Raw genomic sequence first — 23,146 nt, 5'->3', positions numbered from 1 at the left:
TAGACTGTATAATGGCATTAGGTCATTATACATGTTTTATTGATCATTATGTGTTTCCTGTTTTTATAAAATGGCGATTTTGTGGTATAATTTTACTCCTTAATGAATAAGGAGTATGAGGGACAGTGGCTCCATGAGTGACATAGCAAGAGAAATTAGCCCGGTCAATATCGAAGAGGAGCTGAAAAGCTCTTATTTGGATTATGCGATGTCTGTAATTGTTGGACGCGCCCTTCCAGATGTACGAGATGGATTAAAGCCGGTTCACCGTCGCGTATTATATGCGATGAATGTGTTGGGCAATGATTGGAATAAACCGTACAAAAAATCAGCCCGTGTAGTCGGTGACGTCATTGGTAAATACCATCCTCATGGCGATAGTGCTGTTTATGATGCGATAGTACGTCTGGCACAACCTTTTTCAATGCGTTATATGCTAGTTGATGGGCAAGGTAATTTTGGCTCTGTTGATGGCGACTCTGCTGCGGCTATGCGTTATACCGAAGTACGCATGGCCAAAATTGCCCATGAATTGTTGGAAGATTTAGATAAAGAAACCGTTGATTTTATTGCTAACTATGATGGTACAGAGCAGATCCCTGATGTTATGCCAACGCGAGTGCCAAACTTGCTGGTTAATGGCTCTTCAGGTATCGCTGTTGGTATGGCTACCAATATTCCACCTCATAACCTTAGTGAAGTCATTGATGGCTGTCTGGCTTATATCAATGATGAAAATATTAGTATTGAAGGATTACTGGAGTATATTCCAGGTCCTGATTTTCCAACCGCTGCAATTATTAATGGTCGCCGCGGTATCATCGACGCATATCGGACGGGACGTGGTAAAGTCTATATCCGTGCACGTGCTAACATTGAAGTTGATGATAAAAGTGGTCGTGAAACAATTATTGTCAATGAGATCCCTTATCAGGTTAATAAAGCTCGTTTAATTGAAAAAATTGCAGAATTGGTTAAAGATAAGCGTGTTGAGGGGATTAGCGCATTACGTGATGAATCTGATAAAGATGGCATGCGTATTGTTATTGAAGTAAAACGAGATGCAGTGGCGGAAGTGGTACTGAATAATTTGTATTCCCTCACTCAACTTCAAGTCTCATTTGGCATTAATATGGTTGCCTTATGTGATGGCCAGCCTAGACTTTTAAACTTAAAAGAAATTCTTGAAGCTTTTGTTCGCCATCGTAGAGAAGTGGTCACTCGACGGACTATTTTTGAATTGCGTAAAGCGCGTGAACGGGCTCATATATTGGAAGCCCTCGCCGTCGCATTAGCAAATATTGATCCGATAATTGAACTTATCCGCCAAGCATCAACGCCTCATGAAGCGAAATTGGCTTTGATTGCTTGTCCTTGGCAATTAGGTAATGTTTCTGCCATCATGTTAGCCAGTTCAGGTGATAACACAGCTCGTCCTGAATGGCTTGAACCCCAATACGGTGTGCGCGATGGTCAATATTATTTGACTGAACCGCAAGCTCAGGCAATTCTTGATTTGCGTTTGCAAAAATTAACTAGCTTAGAACATGACAAAATATTGGATGAATATAGTGAGCTGCTAAAACTGATTGCCGCATTGCTATATATATTAACCAGCCCAGAACGGTTAATGGAAGTTATCCGTGAAGAGCTCGAAGCTGTTAAAGATCAATATCGTGATGTTCGTCGCACGGAAATTACTGAAAATAGCGCAGATATTAATATCGAAGATTTAATTACCCAGGAAGATGTGGTCGTCACCTTATCACATCAGGGGTATGTTAAATATCAGCCACTATCTGATTACGAAGCACAGCGACGTGGGGGAAAAGGTAAGTCGGCAGCGCATATTAAAGAAGAAGATTTTATTGAGCGTTTGTTAGTTGCCAATACTCATGACACAATTCTATGCTACTCTAGCCGTGGCCGTCTCTATTGGATGAAAGTTTACCAATTGCCCGAAGCTAGCCGTGGCGCACGTGGACGACCAATAGTCAATTTATTACCGTTAGAACAAAATGAACGTATTACCGCAATTTTGCCGGTACGTGAATTTGATGATGGTCATTATGTATTTATGGCAACCGCGAGTGGTACGGTTAAAAAGACATCACTAAAAGATTTTAGTCGTCCCAGAAACGCCGGCATCATTGCAGTTAATCTTAATGATGGCGATGAGCTGATTGGCGTTGATTTGACTGCTGGTAAAAATGAGGTAATGCTTTTCTCTGCTGGTGGTAAAGTTGTTCGTTTTGCGGAAAATGCGGTTCGTCCTATGGGACGTACAGCAACGGGTGTTCGAGGTATTAAGTTACAAGCTGGCGATAAGGTCGTTTCGCTGATTGTACCCCGTGGTGAAGGTGATATTTTAACCGTTACAGAAAATGGTTATGGTAAACGAACCGAGCAGAGTGAATACCCGACAAAATCTCGTGCTACTCAAGGTGTTATTTCCATTAAGGTTAGCGAACGTAATGGTAATGTGGTCGGAGCAATTCAGGTAGAAAAAACTGATCAAATCATGATGATCACGGATGCTGGTACCTTGGTGCGTACCCGAGTTGCAGAGGTTAGCATTGTCGGTAGAAATACTCAGGGTGTCACTTTGATTCGTACTGCTAAAGATGAAAAAGTAGTTGGTTTACAACGCGTTGTTGATCCTGAAGAAGAGGAAGATGATAACCAAACGTTAACAAAAGATACAATCAGCGTAAAAGTAGAGCCTGATATCAATAACGTAGAAAATCTTTCGCTTAATGAGTGATCGATTAGTTTTGTCTGAGCGGGCACAGTAGGTGCCCGTTTTTACACTTTATGTCAATTCATTATTAGTGATAACTTTTTATTATTCCGCTTATCGTATATGCTTTACCATTGATAAACTTCTTTTATAGTTAGGACAGTGTTTGAGATATCTATTTTCATTTAGAACGTCATTGAAAATTTCTCGCTATTTGTGCCGTACTCTAGGCGTTATGCTGTGGGCAATGGGAGCTGTAATCACACTTTTTTATCTATTTAATATCTTTAATGAAGTTAAATCTGATATACATCAACAGTATTCATCTACTTATGACAGTATGGTTGAATATGTGCATTATACGGATAAAATCCTGCGATCAATCCAATATATGGTAGATAGCCATATCGAAAAATTAGCGCAAGATCCTAATTATACGTCTGTCTTGCCAAAACAACTTAATTTCACCTACTTACCCCTAACGGCAGATGCTGATTGTAGAAAATTGCATGAAATATCAAATATTTACATAGTCTCATTTAATCAATTATTCTCTTTTTGGCGAAATAATATTGTGCCACCACAAGGTTTAAAAACGGTTTTTATTGTTGACCCAGAAAGTAATTGCATGATTGATTTGGCTATCCGAAACAGTACTACCAGTCTTCAATCGTTAAAAAAAATAATCCATGAAAATATGCGGACTTATATGAGCTTGAGGGCACAAGGCAGAGAGCAAAATATTTACTGGATCACACCAGCGTCAGGAACTGATAATGGATCTTTCTACATATTAGCGCCTATTTATGATAAAGGGACTTTGATTGGTCTAATTGGTCTAGAACGTTCAATACGCTTGGAGCAATTTAATTTACGCTATGAAAGGTCAATTAGTACCTTCGTTTTAAATGCAAATAATAGATTAGTATTACATTTTCCGTATGATAGTAATTTAAGATCTGATGATTATGTTTATCAGTTAGAAAACTTTCATTTTGGCTATGATAATGATTTTAGTCGATTAATTTATAAAAATCGCTTACTACCTTCGTTATTAAGTGTTGTTTTTTCTGTACCTATTAGTGATATTCTTAATGAATTTAAGCTGTCAATTATAAACTGCATTCTGTTAAATATAATCTCATTTATTTTAATCACTTTTTTGATCTGGCTATTAGAAAGGAAGATGTTATTACCGGCAGAAGATAATGCCATTCGTTTAGAAGAACATGAGCAATTTCATCATAAAATAGTGGCGTCGGCACCGGTTGGTATCATTATTTTACGCCTTGTTGATGGTGTTAATATATTGAGTAATGAACTGGCCCATGATTATTTTCGATTATTAAGCCATGATGATAAAACCCGCATCCTATCAATTATTCAAGATAAATCTAGTAGCTATATTGATGTTGTTACTACCAGTCATACCCATTTACAAATAAGTTATGTTATTTCTCGTTATCAAAATAAGGAAGTGGCCATTTGTGTTTTGGTTGATATTAGTGCCCGTGTTCAGATGGAAAAATCTTTACATAATATGGCGCAGGCATCAGAGCAGGCTAACCAAGCCAAATCTATGTTTTTAGCAACCGTTAGCCATGAATTACGAACACCACTTTATGGCATCATTGGTAATTTAGAGTTATTGCAATCTTATGAATTACCCATTCAAGCTGATCGCCTTTTGACGACAATGGATCACTCTTCATCATTATTATTAAAAATAATTAATGATATTTTAGATTTTTCAAAAATTGAATCTAAGCAACTTAATATTGATCCAGCACCGTTTAATTGTCGTGAAGTTTTCTCATTTATTATTTCTAATTATATTCCGCTGATAGGTAAAAAGGGTCTTTCGATTTATTACTATATTGATCCTAATGTGCCCGATATTATTAATGCCGATTCGGTTCGAGTACAGCAAATTGTTTCTAATATTCTCAGTAATGCGATTAAATTTACAAAAACTGGTTTTATTCTGTTAAATATTTTTATAAGAGATTTTTATATTTATATTGAAATTAGGGATACGGGGATTGGTATGCCTGATAATATATTAATGCAACTTTTTGATCCTTTCTTTCAGATTAAAGTTAATAATGAGAGTTTTTTCCAGGGCACTGGTTTGGGGTTACCTATTTGTGAAAAATTAATTAACTTAATGGATGGCGATATTGAAGTTAACAGCCAGGTTGGTATAGGTAGTAGTTTTACCGTTAGGCTGCCTTTGTTTGATAGTGAATATTTGGTTTGTCGCCACCCAGAATATCGGCAAAATTTTCGTATCGGTCTGTATTTTTTTAATCATCACCTGCGAGATTATCTACAAACTTATTTAGACTACAATGGCTTTAAGATAACGACAGTTTGCAATGAACACAGTAAAGATAAAATATATGATTTGATTATTACTGATTATGAAGGCTTGGTGGCTGAAAGCAAATTTACACTTAGGCTATTTTCAACTTTTATCGGTGAACCCCAGGAAAATGCGAAAAATGATTGGTTTCATAATACTTACCAACTTGATAAATTAGATGGTTTTATTGATCAATTAGTGATGGAAAATGGTGAGCAAGAGGTTGTTAATCCATCTTCAATAATGTCGCTACCAGATAAAAAATTATGTTTTCTAACGGTATTGATTGTTGATGATCATCCAATTAATCGGAGTTTACTGGCTGATCAGCTGAAATCAATAGGCTTTAATATAGTACTTGCTGAAGATGGGCTAATCGCTTTGGATTATGTTCGACAAAATAATATAGATATCGTTTTGACAGATGTAAATATGCCTAATCTCGATGGCTATGGTTTGACAAAGTTAATTAGAGAAGAAGGTTATGCGATACCCATTGTTGCTTTAACGGCTAATGCCATGGCAGAAGAAAAGCAGCGTTGCTTAAGTGTAGGAATGGATGACTGTCTATCCAAACCGGTTACATTAAAAAAATTAAAGCAATCGCTATTGAAGTGTTGCGATGTTAGTATATTAGCAACACAAGAAAATAATAATTAAATACTATTTTAATATTCAAATGATTATTAATTTATAAAAACAGGATGGAAGACCGATTAACCTTATTCATTGCCCATAAGATTAGGATCAATCAGTTTTTTATTTGTATCATATTTAGTTAATTTCTTTCTCAATAGTGACTGAAGAAAGATAATTTAATAATGCTATATCATTTTCAACACCGAGTTTTAACATAGCCGACTTTTTTTGGCTACTAATTGTTTTAATACTTCGATTAAGTTTTTTTGCAATTTTGGTGACTAAAAAACCTTCCGCAAATAGGCGCAACACTTCACTTTCTTTTGGCGATAAACGTTTATCGCCAAAACCATTCGCATTAACTTTCTCCAATAATTTCGATACATTTTCAGGAGTGAATTTTTTTCCTTTTTGTAAAGCTGATAATGCCTTTGGTAAGTCAGCCGGAGCGCCTTGTTTCAATACGATGCCTTCGATATCTAAATCTAACACAGCACTGAGTATTGCGGGATTATTATTCATGGTAAGGACAATTATTGATAGGTTAGGGTAGTGGCGTTTAATGTATTTAATTAGTGTAATTCCATCACCGTATTTATCACCGGGCATCGAAGAATCAGTAATTAGAATATCTGCTTTAAGTTTGGCTATATTATTGATAAGAGATGTGGAATCTTCAAATTGACCAACCAAATTAATTCCCTCGATTTGCTCAAGAGATTTTCGTATACCAAATAGTACAATAGGATGATCATCAGAGATAATGACATTAAGGTTATTCATTTTATTGGTTGCCCTTTGGCATTAGTTTTTTGATAAAGATATCAATATCTCTAATGCTATTTAAAATCTCAAATTCATTATTATCTGCTATGTGTTGTTCTAATTGCTCACATGCTTTTTTAAGAAGCTCAAAGTTCAGCATAGCAAAAACACCTTTTAGTCTATGTGCTATATCTTTTAGTTTTTTTAAGTTACCTTTTTCTTGGTTAGTATACAGCTTATTAATATCTATAGGTACTGTAGTAAGGAATAAATTACGATAGTCACTATTAGAAAGCTCTTTTTTATAATCCTCAAGGATTATAAGGTTTGAATTATTGTTGTGATTGATGATAGTAAAAATTGATTTATCGGTTGATTCTTGCTCCGCAATCAAATTATTTTCGATTAAGATGGAAATTGCATTAATAAGTTCATCATTAAAATTGAAATTACATTTTATCAAATTTTGTTTTACTACTCTATAACTAATAATATTATCAACAAGGTAAATTGTCGGTTTATTATATTCTGTTTTATGATCAGTTATAAATAAATCATAGGATGAATGACAATTATTTTTAGCCATATCAGAATAATTTGCTCCATAAGTCATTAAATGCTGCTGGATAATTTTATGAATTTCAGGATTTCTAATATCAAGAAGTATATTAATACCATCAAGAAGTGGTAATGACTTGGAACTTTGTTCATGTTCTAATTCTAAGGGCAATGTCACTGTATAATGAGAACCGATTCCAACTTTACTTTTTATGAAAAATTCACCTTTCATACGGTAACATAGCTGATGACATAGATAAAATGTCATTCCTGAATTGGATAGGGTTCCGTCATTATTTGTTGAACTAGCAAAAGGCATGTGGATATTTGCCAGATCCATAGCATTAAGCCCTATACCGCTATCAATGATCTCAAGGGATAGACGTTTATTTACATAGTTTACTATGACAGTAATTTTGCCAAAATTAGTTGTATTGATTGAATAACTCAATAGAAGTGAAATTATTTTAAATAAAGCGTTATTATTTGTGGTGATGTGTTGTTCATAATTTAAATTATTATGATAGTAAAGTGAAAGACCTTTGTTGATAAGCAGTGATATTTTTTCTTTTAGTATTTTATTCATCATTTCAGCGATTGAGATAGGTTTAAATTCATTTGGTTGCTCTAATTTCCATTCACCAGATTCAATGGTATTAAGTAAAGCAATATTATCTATCCAGTTAACAATATAATGTGTTCTAATTAATGATTCATTAATTAAATATTTTATGTTGTGCTCATCAGAGGTTTCTTTGATTTGGTTAATAAGACTATTAATTTCTATAATGGGAGTATGGATCTCTTTACACATGTTAGACAACATCGAGCGTCGGACTTGAATATTTTTTTCATGCTCATGTTTAGCCATTAGTAATTTTTTATTTGTTAGTGCTTCTTTATCTTGATCATGAATAAAAAACATATAAGTATTATCTAATAATTGATTATTAAGTAATTTTATTTCATAAATAGTATTTTCAATTGAAATTTGAATAGCCCCATGATGCTGGATTGCCATGTCACGAATACGTATCAAGTCCATATGGGGTAAAAGTAATTCAGCTATTCCATTACTCATAATTTTGCGATTTGTTGTGAAATTATAAAGTAGAAAACCAATAGGAATATTTGAAATAATATAGTTGCTAATTGTGTTTGTAATTTGTATTTCGTGAAACATATTTTGGTTAGGGGCAATAAAACGTGTCCTGATATACAAGCTGCCAACAATAGAAATAGTTGTAAAAAAACAAATGGCGATTATGTCCCACAAATTATTATATAAAAGATCCCACAAGATATCTTTAATTGGTAATTGATATACTAGCCGGTAAGTTGTTCCGGGAATGGGTTGGGTAAATTGTAGTGAGAGACCATTAAGTTCAATATCAACTAGGTTTCCATTGTTGTGTATTATGTCATTTGAAAAGGTAATTGATAAATATTCAGGATTAATATTTTTTGAGAGTAATAAATTTATCGGTAATTCAAAAGTTATAATGGTAGTTAATTGGCCTGGTGAGTTGAACATCGTGCGATAAGTATAATAGTATGAATTATCAGGCCGTGTACGATGAATATTTGACAAGCTTTCTCGTTTGTCTATAGCTGATGATAATGTCAACATCTCAGAGCGTTTTTCTTCTGCTGTTAAAGTTAAATAACTCTCTTTATAGCGAATTTCTGGTTTTAGTATCGAATGGGTAGTTACCAGCAAAAGTATATTATCAGGACCATTGAGATAGTACATCGAGCTGTATTCATTTTTAGCGCCCCAGATTATGCCCATATAGTTAGATAGTTTATAGGCCAGATTAATATTAGTATTATTTTGTCGACCAAAAATAATGGCATCGACATGACGCTCGTAGTTATTGATCCAAAAAATATCAGGGCGCAATTTTATAGGTAATGGGGTATCGCTCTTAGTTTCATCTTTGCCATCGTTTGCAATGTAATAGAGTTGACTTGCGTAATAACGGTAATCTTCAATTTCATATTCAAGTTGTTTAGTGATGTTACTGAGCGCATTTTGACTATTATTGATCCAATTATGAAAGTAATTGTAGGCAAATAGAAATAACAATAATATAAGCGAGCTGATAAACATTATAAAAAAGCGGGTTAGCGATGAAAGTTGTAAGGTTGGTTGTTTATAATCCATTGGTAGAAGAGGCGCCTTTTTATTAAACATGAAGGAAAAAATTAGTATGTTGATTACTATTTAAACAATTCTGTCTTATTATTTTAACAGGTAATTTCAGATAGTATAATTTTAATGATCAAACTTTGAGCAAATGATGAAAAAAATAGTATTTTTTTATATTAAGGTCTAGACAAGGTCATCACATTTCGCCATAATTCCGCGCCATGGAAGGATGGCCGAGCGGTCGAAGGCAGCGGTCTTGAAAACCGCCGATGGGAAACCATCCTAGAGTTCGAATCTCTATCCTTCCGCCAAATTCGCCGGCTTAGCTCAGTTGGTAGAGCAACTGACTTGTAATCAGTAGGTCACCAGTTCGACTCCGGTAGCCGGCACCAATTAAGTCAAAAGCTACTCGGTTTCTCCCACAGTGCCTTTTGGTAAGTGGGATATTTCTTGGGGGCTTTTATAGCATAAGTTCCTATTTATTGCCGCTGTTCTATTTAGTAAACAGACATACCTGTCAAACATTTGGTTTGATTTCAATTTAATCCACATTAGTAAAAATAGTATTTGCTGTCTAAAATAGCTGATCAATCTCTTAAAATCATGTAAATGAAATTTTTTAATATTTAAATTTGATTTTAGGAAGCATATTAAACAATTCTCATTTTTAACCTTGTCACAATAGCGGTATGTTCAAAAGTAATATTGTTATGGTTAATTGTGGTTATTTCACTGTTTGTTTTAGTGCGTAGCTATGATATTTAAATCCTCGCTATCGACAATACCATTTTCATCAAAACATAACTTTTCTCCAATCTTGCTATCATAATGACATACTGTAAGCTGGCCATTTTTGTTATATATATTCATCCGCGACTTTATCGTTAGTACTCCCATTAGCAAAAGAATATGATTGAATAAGAGAGAGACAAATAATGGATAAAATCTTCACGCGATTTTTCATTTTTTTCCTTTTGTTTTAGCCTAACAATAAACAACACATCTCTATCAATAATAAATTATGCATGCCGATTAATTTTAGATTATTTTATTGCTCTTATCTATAAGATAGTTTGCGTTGATTATTTTCTTGTAATTTAAATATCTTACAGAGTGAGATTAATCAAGTTTTATATTTAATATAGTTGATATTGGCAGTGTAAATATTATTGAATAAATTCATGGTAATATACAGTATAGTATTAGAAGTGGGAGCTTAATTTAGAAATCGAATGTGGATTTTTATCGATAAAGGCAAAAGATTAATATAATTAAATAGTTGTATATTTCTAATTTAGTTGGTTTAATTAAAAATAAAAATAAAAATAAAAATAAAAATAAAAATAAAAATAAAAATAAAAATAAAAATAAAAATAAAAATAAAAATAAAAATAAAAATAAAAATAAAAATAAAAATAAAAATAAAAATAAAAAATTTCTTATGTTTGTTAATGTAAAAATAGATGTAAAATATATTTTAGGTTATTTAATTTAATTTTTTAGAAAAATTTTTAAAAATTAATTTATTTTTTTAATTCTAATGGTTTATAGTATTTCTTATGTTAATTTTTTATAATATTATAACCTATGATACTGATTTTTACTCTTAAGGTAAGCCATTCATACGATTTTTATATTTTTGCTACTCATTTTATAATTAATTTTGGTGTTTCTTTTTTCTTCTTCTTTTGCTGCTGAATTATTGACACTATTATAGAGTTTAAAATCAAACTAAGAGATATTTTTATTTGGTTCTTCTTTTTCGTTTGGATTGGATAATCCGCTGATAATGCCAATATAAACCTTTTTTGAAGAGAGGTTTATTAATACTGGACGCTTAGGTGTTGACTCAAGAGCATCAAGTAACATGCAGTCAATAGTACCATTCGATAATGTTTTTCTCAGTACTCTCGCATTTTTAGCTTGGCATATATTATTGTAAGTCGCTAAATGTTTTTTACTGTAAAAATAGCCAAGTATATAGTTTTTTACCCAAACAAAAAAAAACGTATATCCATGAAAATAAAATTGATGTGACTGATAATAATGTTAACAATGCATAGATATGATCATTTTTTTATCACCAGTAAGGGTAAAATTTTTTGCAATCAAATCTATCAGATGAAAGTTTGGTAACAAAAATTTAATTAATACGCGAATTATCGTAGCGCAAAAAAGGCAAAAAGTACCATAAGTAGCTACTTTTAAGTATAAAAGTTGTCCTTCGTGCCTATGTAATCTAAAGTAGTGGTAGGGATTTAGGACTATCATAATATAGCCGCTAACTAAAATGGGAATAAGTAGTAATGCTAACAAGCTATTTCCTTGTACTGGTTCTTTTCTGTTTTACAATCAAGCTAGCCATCTTTTGCATTTCTTTTACTTCGGGTAATGCGGCAATTTCATTAGAGGGGATATAAGCGGCACCGCTTTTGTCAACACGTACAAATGCGGAAATTTTATCATTTTGTCTTTTGCTCATTTTTTGATGATCACTCGGAAAGTATTTGGCAATCCAATTCCGTAATGTTGACATAATAACCACCTATGAACCCAGACTGTTTATCAGTTAATTGATTACTTGTTTGATGGTTTAAGCATCAAACAGTATTATTATACTTTTTGCCGTTAATTTGTATACCGTCCAGTCATGACGGTTAAATTTATAGCAACTTATTAACTCCTGCCGTATTAATAATGATTTGGTGTATTAAATAAAATACTGCAAACAACATATATAATTTTATTGCTGATTGCATAGTAGGATACAGCTAGCAGCAATTGAGTAAAATACGTTGGATTGTTTTGCTTATTAAAATAGCTTGTTAAAACTATCAGATTTGGCAGGGCGTTATTATAAAGCTTTTTCAGTCATAATTTTTCATTTAGCTATTAGTAGGGTGACGATGTTTTTAGTAGCTAATTTATTGCTTTAGCGTTGTTTAATCATGAAATGAGGGGTTGGTTGGCTAAATGGTTAAATGAATAATTTGCTTATGTCGATTAGGTAAGTGGTCTGGTCCAGCAAGTTACTGAAAAGGGCAGAAAATTATTTTCTATATCCATTTTTCGTTTGTTATTTATTGTTTGTCATTAGATCAAATCAATTACATTTTTGTAATTTAGATTATTAAGCTGTGATGGATATCATACTAATTAGTTTTCAGATCAATATTTAAGCAAATTTGTGTTATGTTTCGTTTCTCTCAGCAATTGATTGACTTTATATTTTAGATATTTGTCTTAAATCATTATTTTTTTCCTGTTTGTTTTGGCCAGCTTAGCTGGCTTTTTTTTAATTTCTGTCTTGCAATGGTGGTAGTTTATTTATGGCAATCAAATAAAATAGACCATAAATTAAAACGACTATTCAGCTGGTTATTAACGACTCAGCAGGATTGTCTGAATCAAAATTATTGGTCATTCACTAGCAAGTGAATTTTTTGTCAATTTTATCCTAATTTTACCCATATAAATTTCAGGCACAAAAATCCAATCATAACTAATTGGTTTTATTAGTAAATTATGGTCGGTATTAGAGGATTTAAACCTCCGAATAAATCCTCTGCACAGGTTATATACCATGCTTATTTAAAATTATTTTATTAAAATAAAAAGAAATTAAGGTCTGCTAGCGTGTATTATACATTCAGTAAGTCTTTGAGGATTACTGAATAATACTTCATGGCTTCCTGGTAATTCAGTAAAACGATAAATATTCAGACGATTGCTAAATTTAGGGTGCCAGCCATACTCACCAACAGGAAGATCATTATCTGTTGACGCATATATTATGCTACGAGGAATTGATAGTGATTCAAATGTTTTTAGCGGTACTTTATCGTAATGACTTGCAGCACAACATGGGGACCAAAAATTATCATAAACTTCCTTTGCTTTTTCTAATTCAACATGACTAATAAATCACTCTCTAAAAATCTCAAAAGGGAGCATTATTTTATTATCAATGGTTATTTTTTCCCATATTTCGTGAAAAATAGGTAATAGGTGGGTACATATCATAAAGTGATTCTCCATCACGTAAAATAAATGCATTATGAAAGATCAAACGCTTTATACGAGATGATTCTATTTCTGCTAGCCGTGTTGTACAATAGTTCCACCAAAACTGTGTCCTAAGACAACTAGATTTTTTAAATTGTGCTGTCTTACATATTCAACGATAGAATCGACACAATCAGCAAGGCTTGCTCTATAATCAGCGTGTGCTCCATGTCCTGCTATGGTTGTGGTATGAACATCTAAACCTTGATTACGTAATATTTTTGCAACATCATTCCACGCCCGCCCATCATGCTAAGAACCGTGTATTAAAAGATAAGTATATTGCATAATTTATTACTCCTAAAACTTAAAATCGAATGTGATTAATAATTTTAAATTCAAAAATTCTTTATGTGGATGTAGCAAATGTTTCTATTATGCTAAAAAAAAAATTTTATTGGCGAAGATACTTTATTTAATTATTTTTTATAAATAAAAAGCGGTTAACTAACAGCATTATCATCACTTGCTTGGCAAGTGTGACAATAGATAACCGCTGGGTGGTACGGCATAGAAAATTAACTAACAAACAGCATTTTATTTTTGTGAGATGACTCCACACGGTTATTAGTACTGCTTTTAATCACATCAGGCGAGGTGGTTCTTTAGTTACCATCGCCAAATGAAAAGGATTTATTAATGACTGATAAAAGAGCTGTGACAGAAAGTGTTTCAGAGTAAAAGTATATGCCTGCAAAGGTTGTTAGGCCAACAGAACAAAATGAATTATCCACATCAAAAAACTCACAGAGTGATAATAAAAGTAAGGATTAATAGCGATGAAGCGAGAAGAGCTTACAAACAGAATTCTTTATAGTAATTTTCGGTTCAGCCATTGTGATATCATGTAATCTTTTCTTCTTTGCTGTATTGATAGCTATTCTTTGCGCTATTCAGGTTCAGTGTCTAAATTGCTTTTCCATAAATGAAAGCCAGATACTACTAATGAACAATAGGGACCAACAATTTAATTGAACACTGAAGAAAAATAGGTAACTTGGGCATAACTAGTGGTCCCGTCAGCTTTGGTAATTCCCTTTATATCAGTTTTTGATTAGCTGAATAAGAAAACAAAGAAGCCCCCACAAGGAAAAATGTTATCTTTTTCATTTTATTCTCAAATTAAGCGGTATTAATTTAAACGTTATTTTATTTAATTATAAATTTTGAAAATTGATTTATATGAAGTCTTTGATGCGATCGACCAATGGAAGAGCAGAAAACCACCAATAATTATCGATCATTTTACTCCAATTTTACCATTGGTGAATTTCAGGCACAAAAAACAATCATAACTGATTATTTTTATTAGTAAATATTGGTCGGCATGAGAGGATTTGAACCTCCGCCCCCCGACACCCCATGACGGTGCGCTACCAGGCTGCGCTACATGCCGATATAGGCTCGCTATGCTACCGTTTTTTTGGTTAAAATCAATAGCAAGTACTACGACCGCTTTATTTTTAAGCATTAATTAGTATTAAAACGGGTAGATTCGGCAAAAGCTCTTAGCAGTTGAGTTAAATCAGGTTTTTCATCTGTTATTTTATTGCCTTTATCATCAAAGATATAAACCTTTCCATTTTGATTAAGGTAAAGCGTTTTATTAGTAAAGTTAATAATTAGTACTTGTTCATCACCTGATAAAACCCAGGGTTGGTTATGTTTAGGGGTAAAAAGATCTTCGCCTTGAGAATAGTCTTCTGGTGAATTATCAACATAAAGTAAACGCTGCATTAAGGTGGTCATAATATCTTGATGACTGGTTAGCTGATTAATTTGCTGTTGCGGGGTATTAGGCCAATATACCCATAAAGGTACCTTCATTTGTTTAAGATTAAATTTACCGTTAGTGAGGCATTTTGTTGTTTCATGAGTTTCTGGATTGCTACTATGGTTTGCCGTAATGACGACAACGGTATTGTTTAACATATTTTTTTGTTTTAGCTCATCAATTATACGTTTAATCTCATGATCCAATTGTAACTTATTGTCACTTTTCGATTTATGATTATCAAAACCATTAAGATTGAGAAAAGAAAACCACCGAGTCTGGTTTTCTATGCTATCTAACCATTTTATCCATTCATTGGTAGTTTGATAATCATTACCGGCAGTATTTTCGGGTAACGAATAATCTGCCAGAATTGCATGACGGAATAATGGTGAACTAAAACCATTCGATGAAAACAGACCAAATTGATAGTTTTGATATTTTAATGCTTCAATTAGGGCGGAAGGTTTTCTGCTATTAAGTATACTATCTAAATAACTAGGCGATAAACCGTAGAATAGGCTAAATAGCGCCGGTTGGTTTTGGATACCTGTACTGAGATGTTGATTAAATTGCGTACTGATTGATTTTACAGTATTCAATGCTGGCATACCTTCAGTGGTATCTTGATAGTTAAGATTATTAACGACCAGTAGTAATAAATTATACTTTGGTTCTTGTTTTTGATAGCTAAGTGGTTTGAGTGGATATTCAATAGACAGTGCTGAAGGGTTGCCTTCTTGTTGTATCTTGCGTTGATATTCCACTTGATCGAGATAACCATAACGTTCAAGAAATTTTCTCGCTGTCATTGGATGAGATAGGGGATAATTAGCTCGTTGCATAGTTATTGGGCGATAAAAATTTGCATCAGCCCAAATATACATTAAATGTGAAGCAACAAATGCTGTGATGAAGATACCTGCCAAGGGTTTAGTAAATCGTTGACGGTTTAGACTGCGTAATTTTTGCCAACTCCAGGTAGCAAATAACATCTCAATTAAAAAAATGATTGGCACACAAATAAACATCAACTGCCATTCTCGTGCCATTTCGCCGTTTTTAGGATTTATTAATAACTCCCACAGTAGTGGTGTTATATGGAGATTATAGCGCGAAAAAAATGCAATATCAAAAATGAGAAAAGTCAGTATGGTGGTGGTAAGGATGGTGTATAGAAATCTTAGCAGTCGCTGTGAACCAATAATGAAAGTAATAGGAAAGATGATTAAAAGATAACAGGCAAAAATAACAAAGCTAAAATGCCCAAGCCAGCTAACAATAGCATAAATACGGCCGAATAACGTACCCGGCCAATCAAAAACAAACAGATATCGGCTACTTAATACTAAACTGAGTACTATATTGAATAACGTAAACCAGTGTCCCCAGCTTATCATTTGGGAGACTTTTTCACGATAGTTTCGAGAGTTGGTCACCATGTAATATTTTATCTGCTAAATTAGTGAATTTTTTCTTCATTAACAGAAGCAAGTAACGCCTGAGCGAAAGATTCTGCAATAGTTTTACGCTGAGTCAGTGTAACAGTTGTATTAATTAAGTTTGTCACAATGTTACCTAATACTATCAATGATAGATCAGTTGGAGCTTTATATTTTTCTAATACCTTGACTAATTCTAGGAGTAGATGTTCAATTTGCTCATCACTATAACGGGATGATTGTGGCATAATAAAAATCCTGAATGAATAAAGCTTTATATTTTAGCGTATTATTGTGTTTTTTGCTGTAGCTGTTTTGTCTAATTTAACTGGATAATTTCATTTAGTAACATTTTAAATTGACCGGTTTCCATAAGTTACAAATCTTATTATATGCCCATAATACAAAAATGTTATATCAATAGATATCAATTTTAGTCGCCGGAAAAAGTTATCGATGTTTGAATACCATTGATCTTTATGCCATAAAGAAAATAAGGAGTAAATGATGAGTCTGGATATTTGCCAGATTGCTTTACATCAGTTGATCAAACGTTATGAACAAACACTAGAGGTTGTGCTGCGTGATTCTTTATTAGGCACGGATAATATAGTGCAAGAAATGATGGCAGAATTGCATCGAATTTATGGCGCTAAAAGTAAAGCCTTTGCCACTTTTAATCAAGCGAGCGAATTAGCTGAAGCATTAGTGGCTTTGAGAAAAGGAGATGAAAACTTTTTGGGATTTAGCCGTGCGGCTACTATTCGTTTGCGGGATGAATTGGCAAAATATCCGTTTGCAGAAGGTGGGGTGGTACTGTTTTGTCAATATCGTTATTTGGCGGTAGATTACTTATTGATAGCTGTATTAAATAGCTGTAATAGTATGTTTGTTAATGATAATCTGGAATTGAATACTACTCATTATCTTGATATTCCGCATGTTGATATTGTTGCTCGCATAGATTTGATAGAATGGGAAAGAAATCCTGCTTCTGAACGTTATTTAACTTTTTTAAAGGGTCGCGTCGGGCGTAAAGTATCTGATTTTTTTATGGATTTTCTGTCAGCTAGCGAAGGCATGAATGCTAAAATACAGAATAAAGAATTACTGCAAGCCGTGAATGATTATTGTGATTCGTCTGAGTTAAACCAGGCAGCCACACAAGAATATCGCCAGCAAGTTTATCGCTATTGTAATGAGCAACAACAGGCCGGAGAAGAAATTGAATTAAAGTGTTTATCAAAAGCGTTACCCGCTTTAGGAGAGCAAAATTTTGCTGAATTTACGCAACAAAATGGTTATCAATTGGCAGAAAGTTTTCCACCAGATCGTACGACTCTCAAACAATTAACCAAATATTCAGGTAGTGGTGGTGGCTTGACCATTAATTTTGATGCTTTGTTATTTGATGAGCGTGTTTTTTGGGATCCGGCAACGGATACTTTAACAATTAAAGGTACACCACCAAACTTACGTGAGCAATTAGAGCGTGGCAAGAAAAGGCCTTGATGATGGTAAAAACAAATAACGCCGCAAAAGCGGCGTTATTGATAATGGGCTTGGTAAAAAAGCGCAACTTTGCGTAATTAAACCCGCAAGAAATCGATATCGGTTAGTTTAGGCTTAAACGGATGACGTTGAACTGCTTGTACTTTAACTTTGGTTTTTTTCCCATCAACCACCAGTGTTAATACTTCATAAAACTCTGGCTTGCTTTCTTGGTTGATAATTTCATCATGGTTGAGTTCAATAGAAACGGGTTCCTGATCACCACCATAGACGATAGCCGGTAATTTGTTATTTTTACGCAGGCGGCGGCTCGCACCCTTACCCTGCTCTTTGCGGATTTTTGCATTAATCGTTAGCATGATTTGTTCTCATAATATAAAAAGACTCTGCGACAGGCGACCCAGTGGCAGATCCGATAATAAAAACTTGTTAGTGATTGCTAATCAAGCGGGCGGCATTTTAGCGAAAAAAATGCTCTACAGCAATGAAAAAGATGTCCTAATTTTAGGGCATTGATATTCATTTCAGCAAAAACAGCGATATAGTAAATACAAATGGAAATCATGTTGTTAATAGAGGTCGTCAGCCAGACGATACTTTCCTTGGTAGTTAAAAATTTTTTCTCTTATTTGCCAAAACTGGCTTTTTTTGCGAGCGATAACAAAGTTAGGATGACGTAATGATTCCTTTTGACGTAGAATATCGGCTGCAGTTTGCCATTGGAAGGGAAGGCCTGGAGCTCGCTGGTGGAGCAATAGAAAACGTTGTTCAAATACTTTGCGCTGAGCTGGGGTTGTTAATCGAAACAGTTCTGAGACGCTGCTACCATCTTCATCATAGTAAGATTGCTTAATATTTTTATATTATATATCAATCAATTACATTTATCATATCACTATAATGACTGTTAATTCACTATAAATTATACTTCAATCCATCCTTTGTTTCTATCATCCTGATATTTAGCTGTCATTTCGGCTGATTTATGACCTAGTAATTTGCGGGTAAATTCACTTCCATGTTTTTCCGTATACAATCTTGCAGATAGACTTCTTATTTCATGAAATGATGGTGATGTACCTTCCCATGTTAAATCTGTTTTATTCCTTAATTTTTTAAATCCTCTCGATATTTTTTCTACTGAAACTTTTTTACCTGCATTATTAACAACATATTCTGAATTGTTTTTTCTGAACTCTAATATCGTTGATAGTGGAATATTTGCTATTTCTATATTTAAAGGAATAGCTATTTTTGTTTCGGTTTTTTGTTGAACAATCCATAATTTCCCATCATGAATATCTTCCCATTTTAATTTAGCAATATCAGACACTCTCTGACCGGTGACTAAAGCTAATTTCATTGCTATTGTTAACCAATGTGATTTATCTCCTATTGATTTCAGAATTAAATTAAAATCCTCCAAAGATAACCTTGTTCTTTGTATCTTAACTTTCGGGGATTTTATAGGTAAAGCAGGGTTACTGTTTATGATGCCTAAACAGAATGCTTCATTGAATATATCTTTTAGCGTTATTCTGAAAATTCTTGCTGAGGCAGTTTTGCCATCAATTATGTATGTATGAATAAAGTCTGTAATCATTTTGGTAGAAATATTTTCTATTGGTGCGTCAAGAATTCCTTTTCTTATCGCTAATACTTTACTTTTATAATCTTTTAATGTTTTTTCTCTTAATCCTCTTGTTTTCAATATTTCTTCATATCTATCTAAAAACTCATGGAAATAGACAGTTCCTTGTCCATCAATCCTTTCTGTTAGAGGTTTTACTTTCTCTGTATTGAGTAATAACTGATTAGCACTGATAGCCTCGTTAATTGCATAGGCTTTGTTTCTACCCAAACCGTATTCTTTCCGTGTACGCGGGTCTCTATAGGAATAATACCCGTTTCTTTTGTACAGGTTAGGGGGCAAATCCCGATTTTTTATTTTTCTGGTTCTGGTCATGACCTATCCTTCGTAATAACAAACTCTGATGGCTAATTTCGTTAAGACTGTTGACTTTGACGGCGTATTCTTCGACAAGGTATTCTCTACCGTCCTTGATGGGTGGGGGCTGAATTAGTCCATTTCTTGCCCAAATTCTGACGGTATCCATTCGGCGTGGCCTGTCCCTTCGAGCGTTCCATTCCGCTAAAGTAATCATGTTTATTTATCCTCATTCAAAAACTCACACTATTCTCAGGCGCTTCATTGCCCCACAAAAACAGATAGCCTAAGCACTAATGGTTATATTCGTTCTTTGTTAGGTGAGGGGCATGATTTGGAGGGAGTGCTAGGATTTATTTGCTGCGCCGTTTGATGCTTTGTTTTGGTATTGCCAGGGTGGGTCTGGGAGTATCAGGTCATACTTCACTTCATCTCCTAAACATACCAGCTTTTACTTTTATGCAAGTCGTCTATTTTTTCTAATACAGTGATTTTATTGCCGCCTTTTCCGGTTAATGTTTTACTTTCTCCATCGGTATCAAATTGATATATCAACCCCTTGTTTGTTAATTTTTTCTCCTTCAATCTAATTATTTTCATCATCTCACCATGATAAATAACCTGTATACCAGCTTTTACATGATGTAACGTTGTTCGGTATTGATGGACGTTATTCATAGGATTTCTCCGGTTATTGATTACATGAATGTAAATGTTGATTAAAACATTATTATTTATAAGGTTATTTGTGATAGCATTGTTTCCGTTGTGTGTTGGTTAACAGCAACATTTTCCCTGGTGTTGGCCAGCCTTGCGCTGGTCTTTTTTAATAGTTAAAGGCTTACCTTTCGAATGGTATCGGCATGCGAAAGATGTCCAACTATCAATTCGAAGGCGAACGCTGCACTGATAAATACTAATGTTGTGATTAATAGTTTGATGATGTTAAGTTTCATTGCTTAACCTCCGGTATAATTAGCGTCTAGAAAGGTATGTCTTCGTCTTCAAAATCAGTTTGATGAATAGCGTTACTGTTTGGCTGGTTAGTGGTTGGCAGATTCGGTCTACTTTGACTTTCCTGCGGTTTTCTTTCCTTCCGGTTGCTCAAAATTTCAATGTCATTGACTAAAAATTCGGGGGATATCCTTTGCTGACCGGATTTGTCTGTCCATTTATTTTCCTTGTAGGAGGCAGTGACACGAACAAATGTGCCTTTTTGTGCATAATTATTGATATATTCGGCTATTTGCTTAAATGCCTTGCAATTTATCCATGTGGTGTCATCAATCCATTGGCCTCTGTCATCTTTCCTTGATTTACTGATAGCGAGAGAGAATACGGTGATGGGAATTTTATCCTGGGTATAGCGGACTTCTAATTTTCCGATGCGTCCGGTAAAGTGACACTGATTCTGGTTTGCCATGATGCCTCCACTTTTTGATTAATTCTGTTGATTTCTGATTTCAGCTTTTCGATAAATGCTTGAACGGCCTGTTCAATCTCGTTAACTAAATCATCATCCTTGATAATTCGGGTTTTATAGTAAGCAAGGTTGGGGGGAAGTCTGTCATCATAGCTGACAAAATCGCACCAGTTTCTGCCTGTGCACATCATTTGGCCGTGCATTTGTAACAGGTATTCGTATTTAGGTTTTCCTGTAATAATGGTTTCAATGTGGGTAGTGGTGTTGGGGCATTTAATTTCGATAAGTCCATCATCATTAACCAGGCCGTCAGGACTTGCGCCAAATAGCGCAATAGTCGGGTGGGGAATAAAGCCAACTTCGGTGACCGTGACATCAAACTCATTGAGGCAATATCGTGCTCTGGCTTGAGGTTCAAGGGCAATGCCTCGTTCAATCGCCTGACTGGTTTTAATTTCTTCTCGTCGCCCGGTCAGGGTTTCACAGACTAACTGCATGAGGTAGTTTCGTTGTGTTGTCCCCTTGCCTTTGGATAACACCTTGTGTAAATTGCTGGCGGTGACTTTCCCCAGTCTTGCCTGAAACCACTCGTCCGTTTTCTGCTTCATGATGAGCCTCATTTTTCATTGCAATATTGCGATAAATCGCCATTTTGTTTTCTTCGCCAATAATTTCTTTCTCTTCTAGTGTTAACTGTTGCCAATGGGTTTTCATCGACTCAACACCCCCTTTTGCTGCGGTTTTTAATTCCTTGATTAATTGCTCGTAACGGGCTTTTTGTTGTGCCTGTTCTTGTTGTATCACGACTTTTTCCTGCTCAGGTAAATCTTCACCGGCATAGATATAAAACCCTAATCCAAACATTGAAATGGCTTTAGTGAGGCAACGCATCAGCGCTTTGTTGATATTAATGGCGTTAGGGTTAGAAATCGCCTGATTCCGGTAATCCATAACGGGTAACCACATTTTGCGGGGAAATTCGTTATCACCCTGTTTAATGGTGAGGGTTAATGACACCATGGCACTGCCATCATCGTTATAGTTGATGGGTTCAATGACATAGTAAGATTCTGGGTAGTGCGCCATTAATACGCCCCACGCCCATGCCCATGAGAGATAAGAAAGTCCGTTTTTCTTTTCTATTTTTTCGTTAACATTAATGGCAGAAAGCGTTTCCCAAACTTGCTGTTGAAAACTTTTTTCTTTTTCGGTATGTTGTATTTCGCTCATAGATATTTCCTCTTAGGCGCTCGAATTGCTTTGTATCGATGAATGTGCTCATTTTTGAAATGGTCAAACAGCGCCTGCCAGATATCGTCAAAATCCTCATTACTGAGTTTTCTCATGACGGAGGAAGGTAGGCAGTCATAAACAGGCTGGACAAGTTCGCTGATTTCGTCGTCCAGTCTGTCTTCCCAATAAGCAATTTCTTGCTGTTGTTCGTACCCGTAATCTTGCATAGCGTAAGGGTTCATTTGACCTCCTTGAGCTGGAATAGCATCCTGTTTTTTCTGGCTTTAATCTCTGCGAGTAATAACTCGACTTCATTTTGTGAAAAGGATGAATCCAGTAGCAGGGTGATAATTTTTTCTTTAAGATGGCGTTTTTTCGCCTTTTCAGATTTAAGTGGCATGATGATTTTTCCCATAAGCTTTTAGTTGCAGTGATAAAGCGATTAGCCATATATCTTGTCGTTGGGTATCAATCGCTAACTTTGCTGCCTGTCTTGCCAGTACTAACAGGCTTTTGTCTTTGTACATGGT

At 34.4% G+C, this 23,146-nt stretch carries 21 protein-coding genes, 3 tRNA genes and 2 pseudogenes; 6 read left to right on the top strand and 20 right to left on the bottom strand.

The genetic code is table 11. The features are described 5' to 3' along the window. Positions 1 to 133: 133 nt before the first annotated feature. A complete protein-coding gene (gyrA, locus tag AC01GB_RS17315) occupies positions 134 to 2,764 on the top strand; it encodes a DNA topoisomerase (ATP-hydrolyzing) subunit A (RefSeq protein WP_474452842.1) in 2,631 nt (876 codons plus the stop codon). A 142-nt stretch (positions 2,765 to 2,906) separates the two neighbouring features. After that, a complete protein-coding gene (gene rcsC, locus AC01GB_RS17310) occupies positions 2,907 to 5,765 on the top strand; it encodes a two-component system sensor histidine kinase RcsC (protein WP_474452841.1) in 2,859 nt (952 codons plus the stop codon). A gap of 114 nt (positions 5,766 to 5,879) precedes the next feature. On the opposite strand, the gene rcsB is transcribed toward rcsC, so the two are convergent. Continuing rightward, positions 5,880 to 6,527: a response regulator transcription factor RcsB gene (gene rcsB, locus AC01GB_RS17305; RefSeq protein ID WP_474452840.1), complete on the bottom strand. Its 648-nt coding sequence runs from the start codon at positions 6,525 to 6,527 to the stop codon at positions 5,880 to 5,882. A 1-nt stretch (position 6,528) separates the two neighbouring features. Beyond that, positions 6,529 to 9,234: a phosphotransferase RcsD gene (rcsD, locus tag AC01GB_RS17300; RefSeq protein ID WP_474452839.1), complete on the bottom strand. Its 2,706-nt coding sequence runs from the start codon at positions 9,232 to 9,234 to the stop codon at positions 6,529 to 6,531. 208 nt (positions 9,235 to 9,442) lie between these two features. Here rcsD and AC01GB_RS17295 point away from each other — a divergent pair. The 3 genes from AC01GB_RS17295 (at position 9,443) to AC01GB_RS17285 (ending at position 10,714) form a co-directional block, all read left to right on the top strand. Beyond that, positions 9,443 to 9,530 (top strand) — tRNA-Ser (locus tag AC01GB_RS17295). A 5-nt stretch (positions 9,531 to 9,535) separates the two neighbouring features. After that, positions 9,536 to 9,611 (top strand) — tRNA-Thr (locus tag AC01GB_RS17290). Between the two features lie 887 nt (positions 9,612 to 10,498). Continuing rightward, complete coding sequence (locus tag AC01GB_RS17285) at positions 10,499 to 10,714, top strand: hypothetical protein (RefSeq protein WP_474452838.1); 216 nt, start codon at positions 10,499 to 10,501, stop codon at positions 10,712 to 10,714. Positions 10,715 to 10,950: 236 nt separating this feature from the next. Here the strand turns inward: AC01GB_RS17285 and AC01GB_RS17280 are convergent, their stop codons facing one another. The 6 genes and pseudogenes from AC01GB_RS17280 to AC01GB_RS17255 all read right to left on the bottom strand — a co-directional run bounded on the left by AC01GB_RS17280 (position 10,951) and on the right by AC01GB_RS17255 (position 16,748). Further along, positions 10,951 to 11,088 carry a hypothetical protein gene (locus tag AC01GB_RS17280; protein ID WP_474452837.1) on the bottom strand — a complete coding sequence of 46 codons (138 nt, stop codon included), beginning with the start codon at positions 11,086 to 11,088 and terminating at the stop codon, positions 10,951 to 10,953. 448 nt (positions 11,089 to 11,536) lie between these two features. Next, entirely contained in the window at positions 11,537 to 11,755 is a 219-nt protein-coding gene (locus AC01GB_RS17275) for a hypothetical protein (protein ID WP_474452836.1), read from the bottom strand. A 1,562-nt stretch (positions 11,756 to 13,317) separates the two neighbouring features. Next, positions 13,318 to 13,524, bottom strand: a pseudogene (locus AC01GB_RS17270) (alpha/beta fold hydrolase); the annotation flags it as partial. Positions 13,525 to 14,603: 1,079 nt separating this feature from the next. Beyond that, positions 14,604 to 14,680: transfer RNA gene (locus AC01GB_RS17265), tRNA-Pro, on the bottom strand. A gap of 74 nt (positions 14,681 to 14,754) precedes the next feature. Then, positions 14,755 to 16,500 (bottom strand): LPS biosynthesis-modulating metalloenzyme YejM, encoded by a 1,746-nt coding sequence (gene yejM / locus AC01GB_RS17260; RefSeq protein ID WP_474452835.1) that lies wholly within the window; start codon positions 16,498 to 16,500, stop codon positions 14,755 to 14,757. 20 nt (positions 16,501 to 16,520) lie between these two features. After that, complete coding sequence (locus AC01GB_RS17255) at positions 16,521 to 16,748, bottom strand: DUF1414 domain-containing protein (RefSeq protein ID WP_474452834.1); 228 nt, start codon at positions 16,746 to 16,748, stop codon at positions 16,521 to 16,523. Positions 16,749 to 17,007: 259 nt separating this feature from the next. Here AC01GB_RS17255 and yejK point away from each other — a divergent pair, with 259 nt between their 5' ends. Next, on the top strand, positions 17,008 to 18,012 hold the full coding sequence (gene yejK, locus AC01GB_RS17250) for a nucleoid-associated protein YejK (RefSeq protein WP_474452936.1): 1,005 nt from the start codon (positions 17,008 to 17,010) through the stop codon (positions 18,010 to 18,012). A 77-nt stretch (positions 18,013 to 18,089) separates the two neighbouring features. Here the strand turns inward: yejK and rplY are convergent, their stop codons facing one another. From rplY to AC01GB_RS17190, 12 genes and pseudogenes are all read right to left on the bottom strand, one after another. Further along, complete coding sequence (rplY, locus tag AC01GB_RS17245) at positions 18,090 to 18,371, bottom strand: 50S ribosomal protein L25 (RefSeq protein ID WP_474452833.1); 282 nt, start codon at positions 18,369 to 18,371, stop codon at positions 18,090 to 18,092. A 210-nt stretch (positions 18,372 to 18,581) separates the two neighbouring features. Continuing rightward, positions 18,582 to 18,866, bottom strand: a pseudogene (locus AC01GB_RS17240) (ATP-dependent helicase); the annotation flags it as partial. Between the two features lie 68 nt (positions 18,867 to 18,934). Further along, positions 18,935 to 19,978, bottom strand: coding sequence for a tyrosine-type recombinase/integrase (locus AC01GB_RS17235; RefSeq protein WP_474452832.1), 1,044 nt, complete (start codon positions 19,976 to 19,978; stop codon positions 18,935 to 18,937). Beyond that, positions 19,935 to 20,177 carry an excisionase gene (locus AC01GB_RS17230; protein WP_474449909.1) on the bottom strand — a complete coding sequence of 81 codons (243 nt, stop codon included), beginning with the start codon at positions 20,175 to 20,177 and terminating at the stop codon, positions 19,935 to 19,937. Before AC01GB_RS17230 ends, AC01GB_RS17235 begins: the two co-directional genes overlap by 44 nt. A 218-nt stretch (positions 20,178 to 20,395) precedes the next feature. Next, the gene (locus AC01GB_RS17225; RefSeq protein WP_474450232.1) at positions 20,396 to 20,638 is read right to left on the bottom strand and encodes a hypothetical protein; all 243 of its coding nucleotides are present in this window, start codon (positions 20,636 to 20,638) and stop codon (positions 20,396 to 20,398) included. A 155-nt stretch (positions 20,639 to 20,793) separates the two neighbouring features. Next, entirely contained in the window at positions 20,794 to 20,916 is a 123-nt protein-coding gene (locus AC01GB_RS17220) for a hypothetical protein (protein WP_474452831.1), read from the bottom strand. Between the two features lie 26 nt (positions 20,917 to 20,942). Beyond that, the gene (locus tag AC01GB_RS17215) at positions 20,943 to 21,383 is read right to left on the bottom strand and encodes a single-stranded DNA-binding protein (RefSeq protein WP_474452830.1); all 441 of its coding nucleotides are present in this window, start codon (positions 21,381 to 21,383) and stop codon (positions 20,943 to 20,945) included. After that, on the bottom strand, positions 21,335 to 21,955 hold the full coding sequence (locus tag AC01GB_RS17210) for a lambda exonuclease family protein (RefSeq protein ID WP_474452935.1): 621 nt from the start codon (positions 21,953 to 21,955) through the stop codon (positions 21,335 to 21,337). The genes AC01GB_RS17215 and AC01GB_RS17210 overlap by 49 nt, the downstream gene beginning before the upstream one ends. After that, complete coding sequence (locus tag AC01GB_RS17205) at positions 21,864 to 22,613, bottom strand: Sak single strand annealing protein (RefSeq protein ID WP_474452829.1); 750 nt, start codon at positions 22,611 to 22,613, stop codon at positions 21,864 to 21,866. The genes AC01GB_RS17210 and AC01GB_RS17205 overlap by 92 nt, the downstream gene beginning before the upstream one ends. Further along, the gene (locus AC01GB_RS17200) at positions 22,610 to 22,858 is read right to left on the bottom strand and encodes a hypothetical protein (RefSeq protein WP_474449779.1); all 249 of its coding nucleotides are present in this window, start codon (positions 22,856 to 22,858) and stop codon (positions 22,610 to 22,612) included. Before AC01GB_RS17200 ends, AC01GB_RS17205 begins: the two co-directional genes overlap by 4 nt. Next, entirely contained in the window at positions 22,855 to 23,016 is a 162-nt protein-coding gene (locus AC01GB_RS17195) for a hypothetical protein (RefSeq protein ID WP_474452828.1), read from the bottom strand. Before AC01GB_RS17195 ends, AC01GB_RS17200 begins: the two co-directional genes overlap by 4 nt. After that, a complete protein-coding gene (locus AC01GB_RS17190; protein WP_474452827.1) occupies positions 23,006 to 23,143 on the bottom strand; it encodes a hypothetical protein in 138 nt (45 codons plus the stop codon). Before AC01GB_RS17190 ends, AC01GB_RS17195 begins: the two co-directional genes overlap by 11 nt. Positions 23,144 to 23,146: the final 3 nt, after the last annotated feature.

This window comes from Candidatus Arsenophonus phytopathogenicus (genome assembly GCF_056113345.1).
Note: the sequence above shows the minus strand (reverse complement) of the source record. Positions and strands in the feature narration are given on the sequence as shown.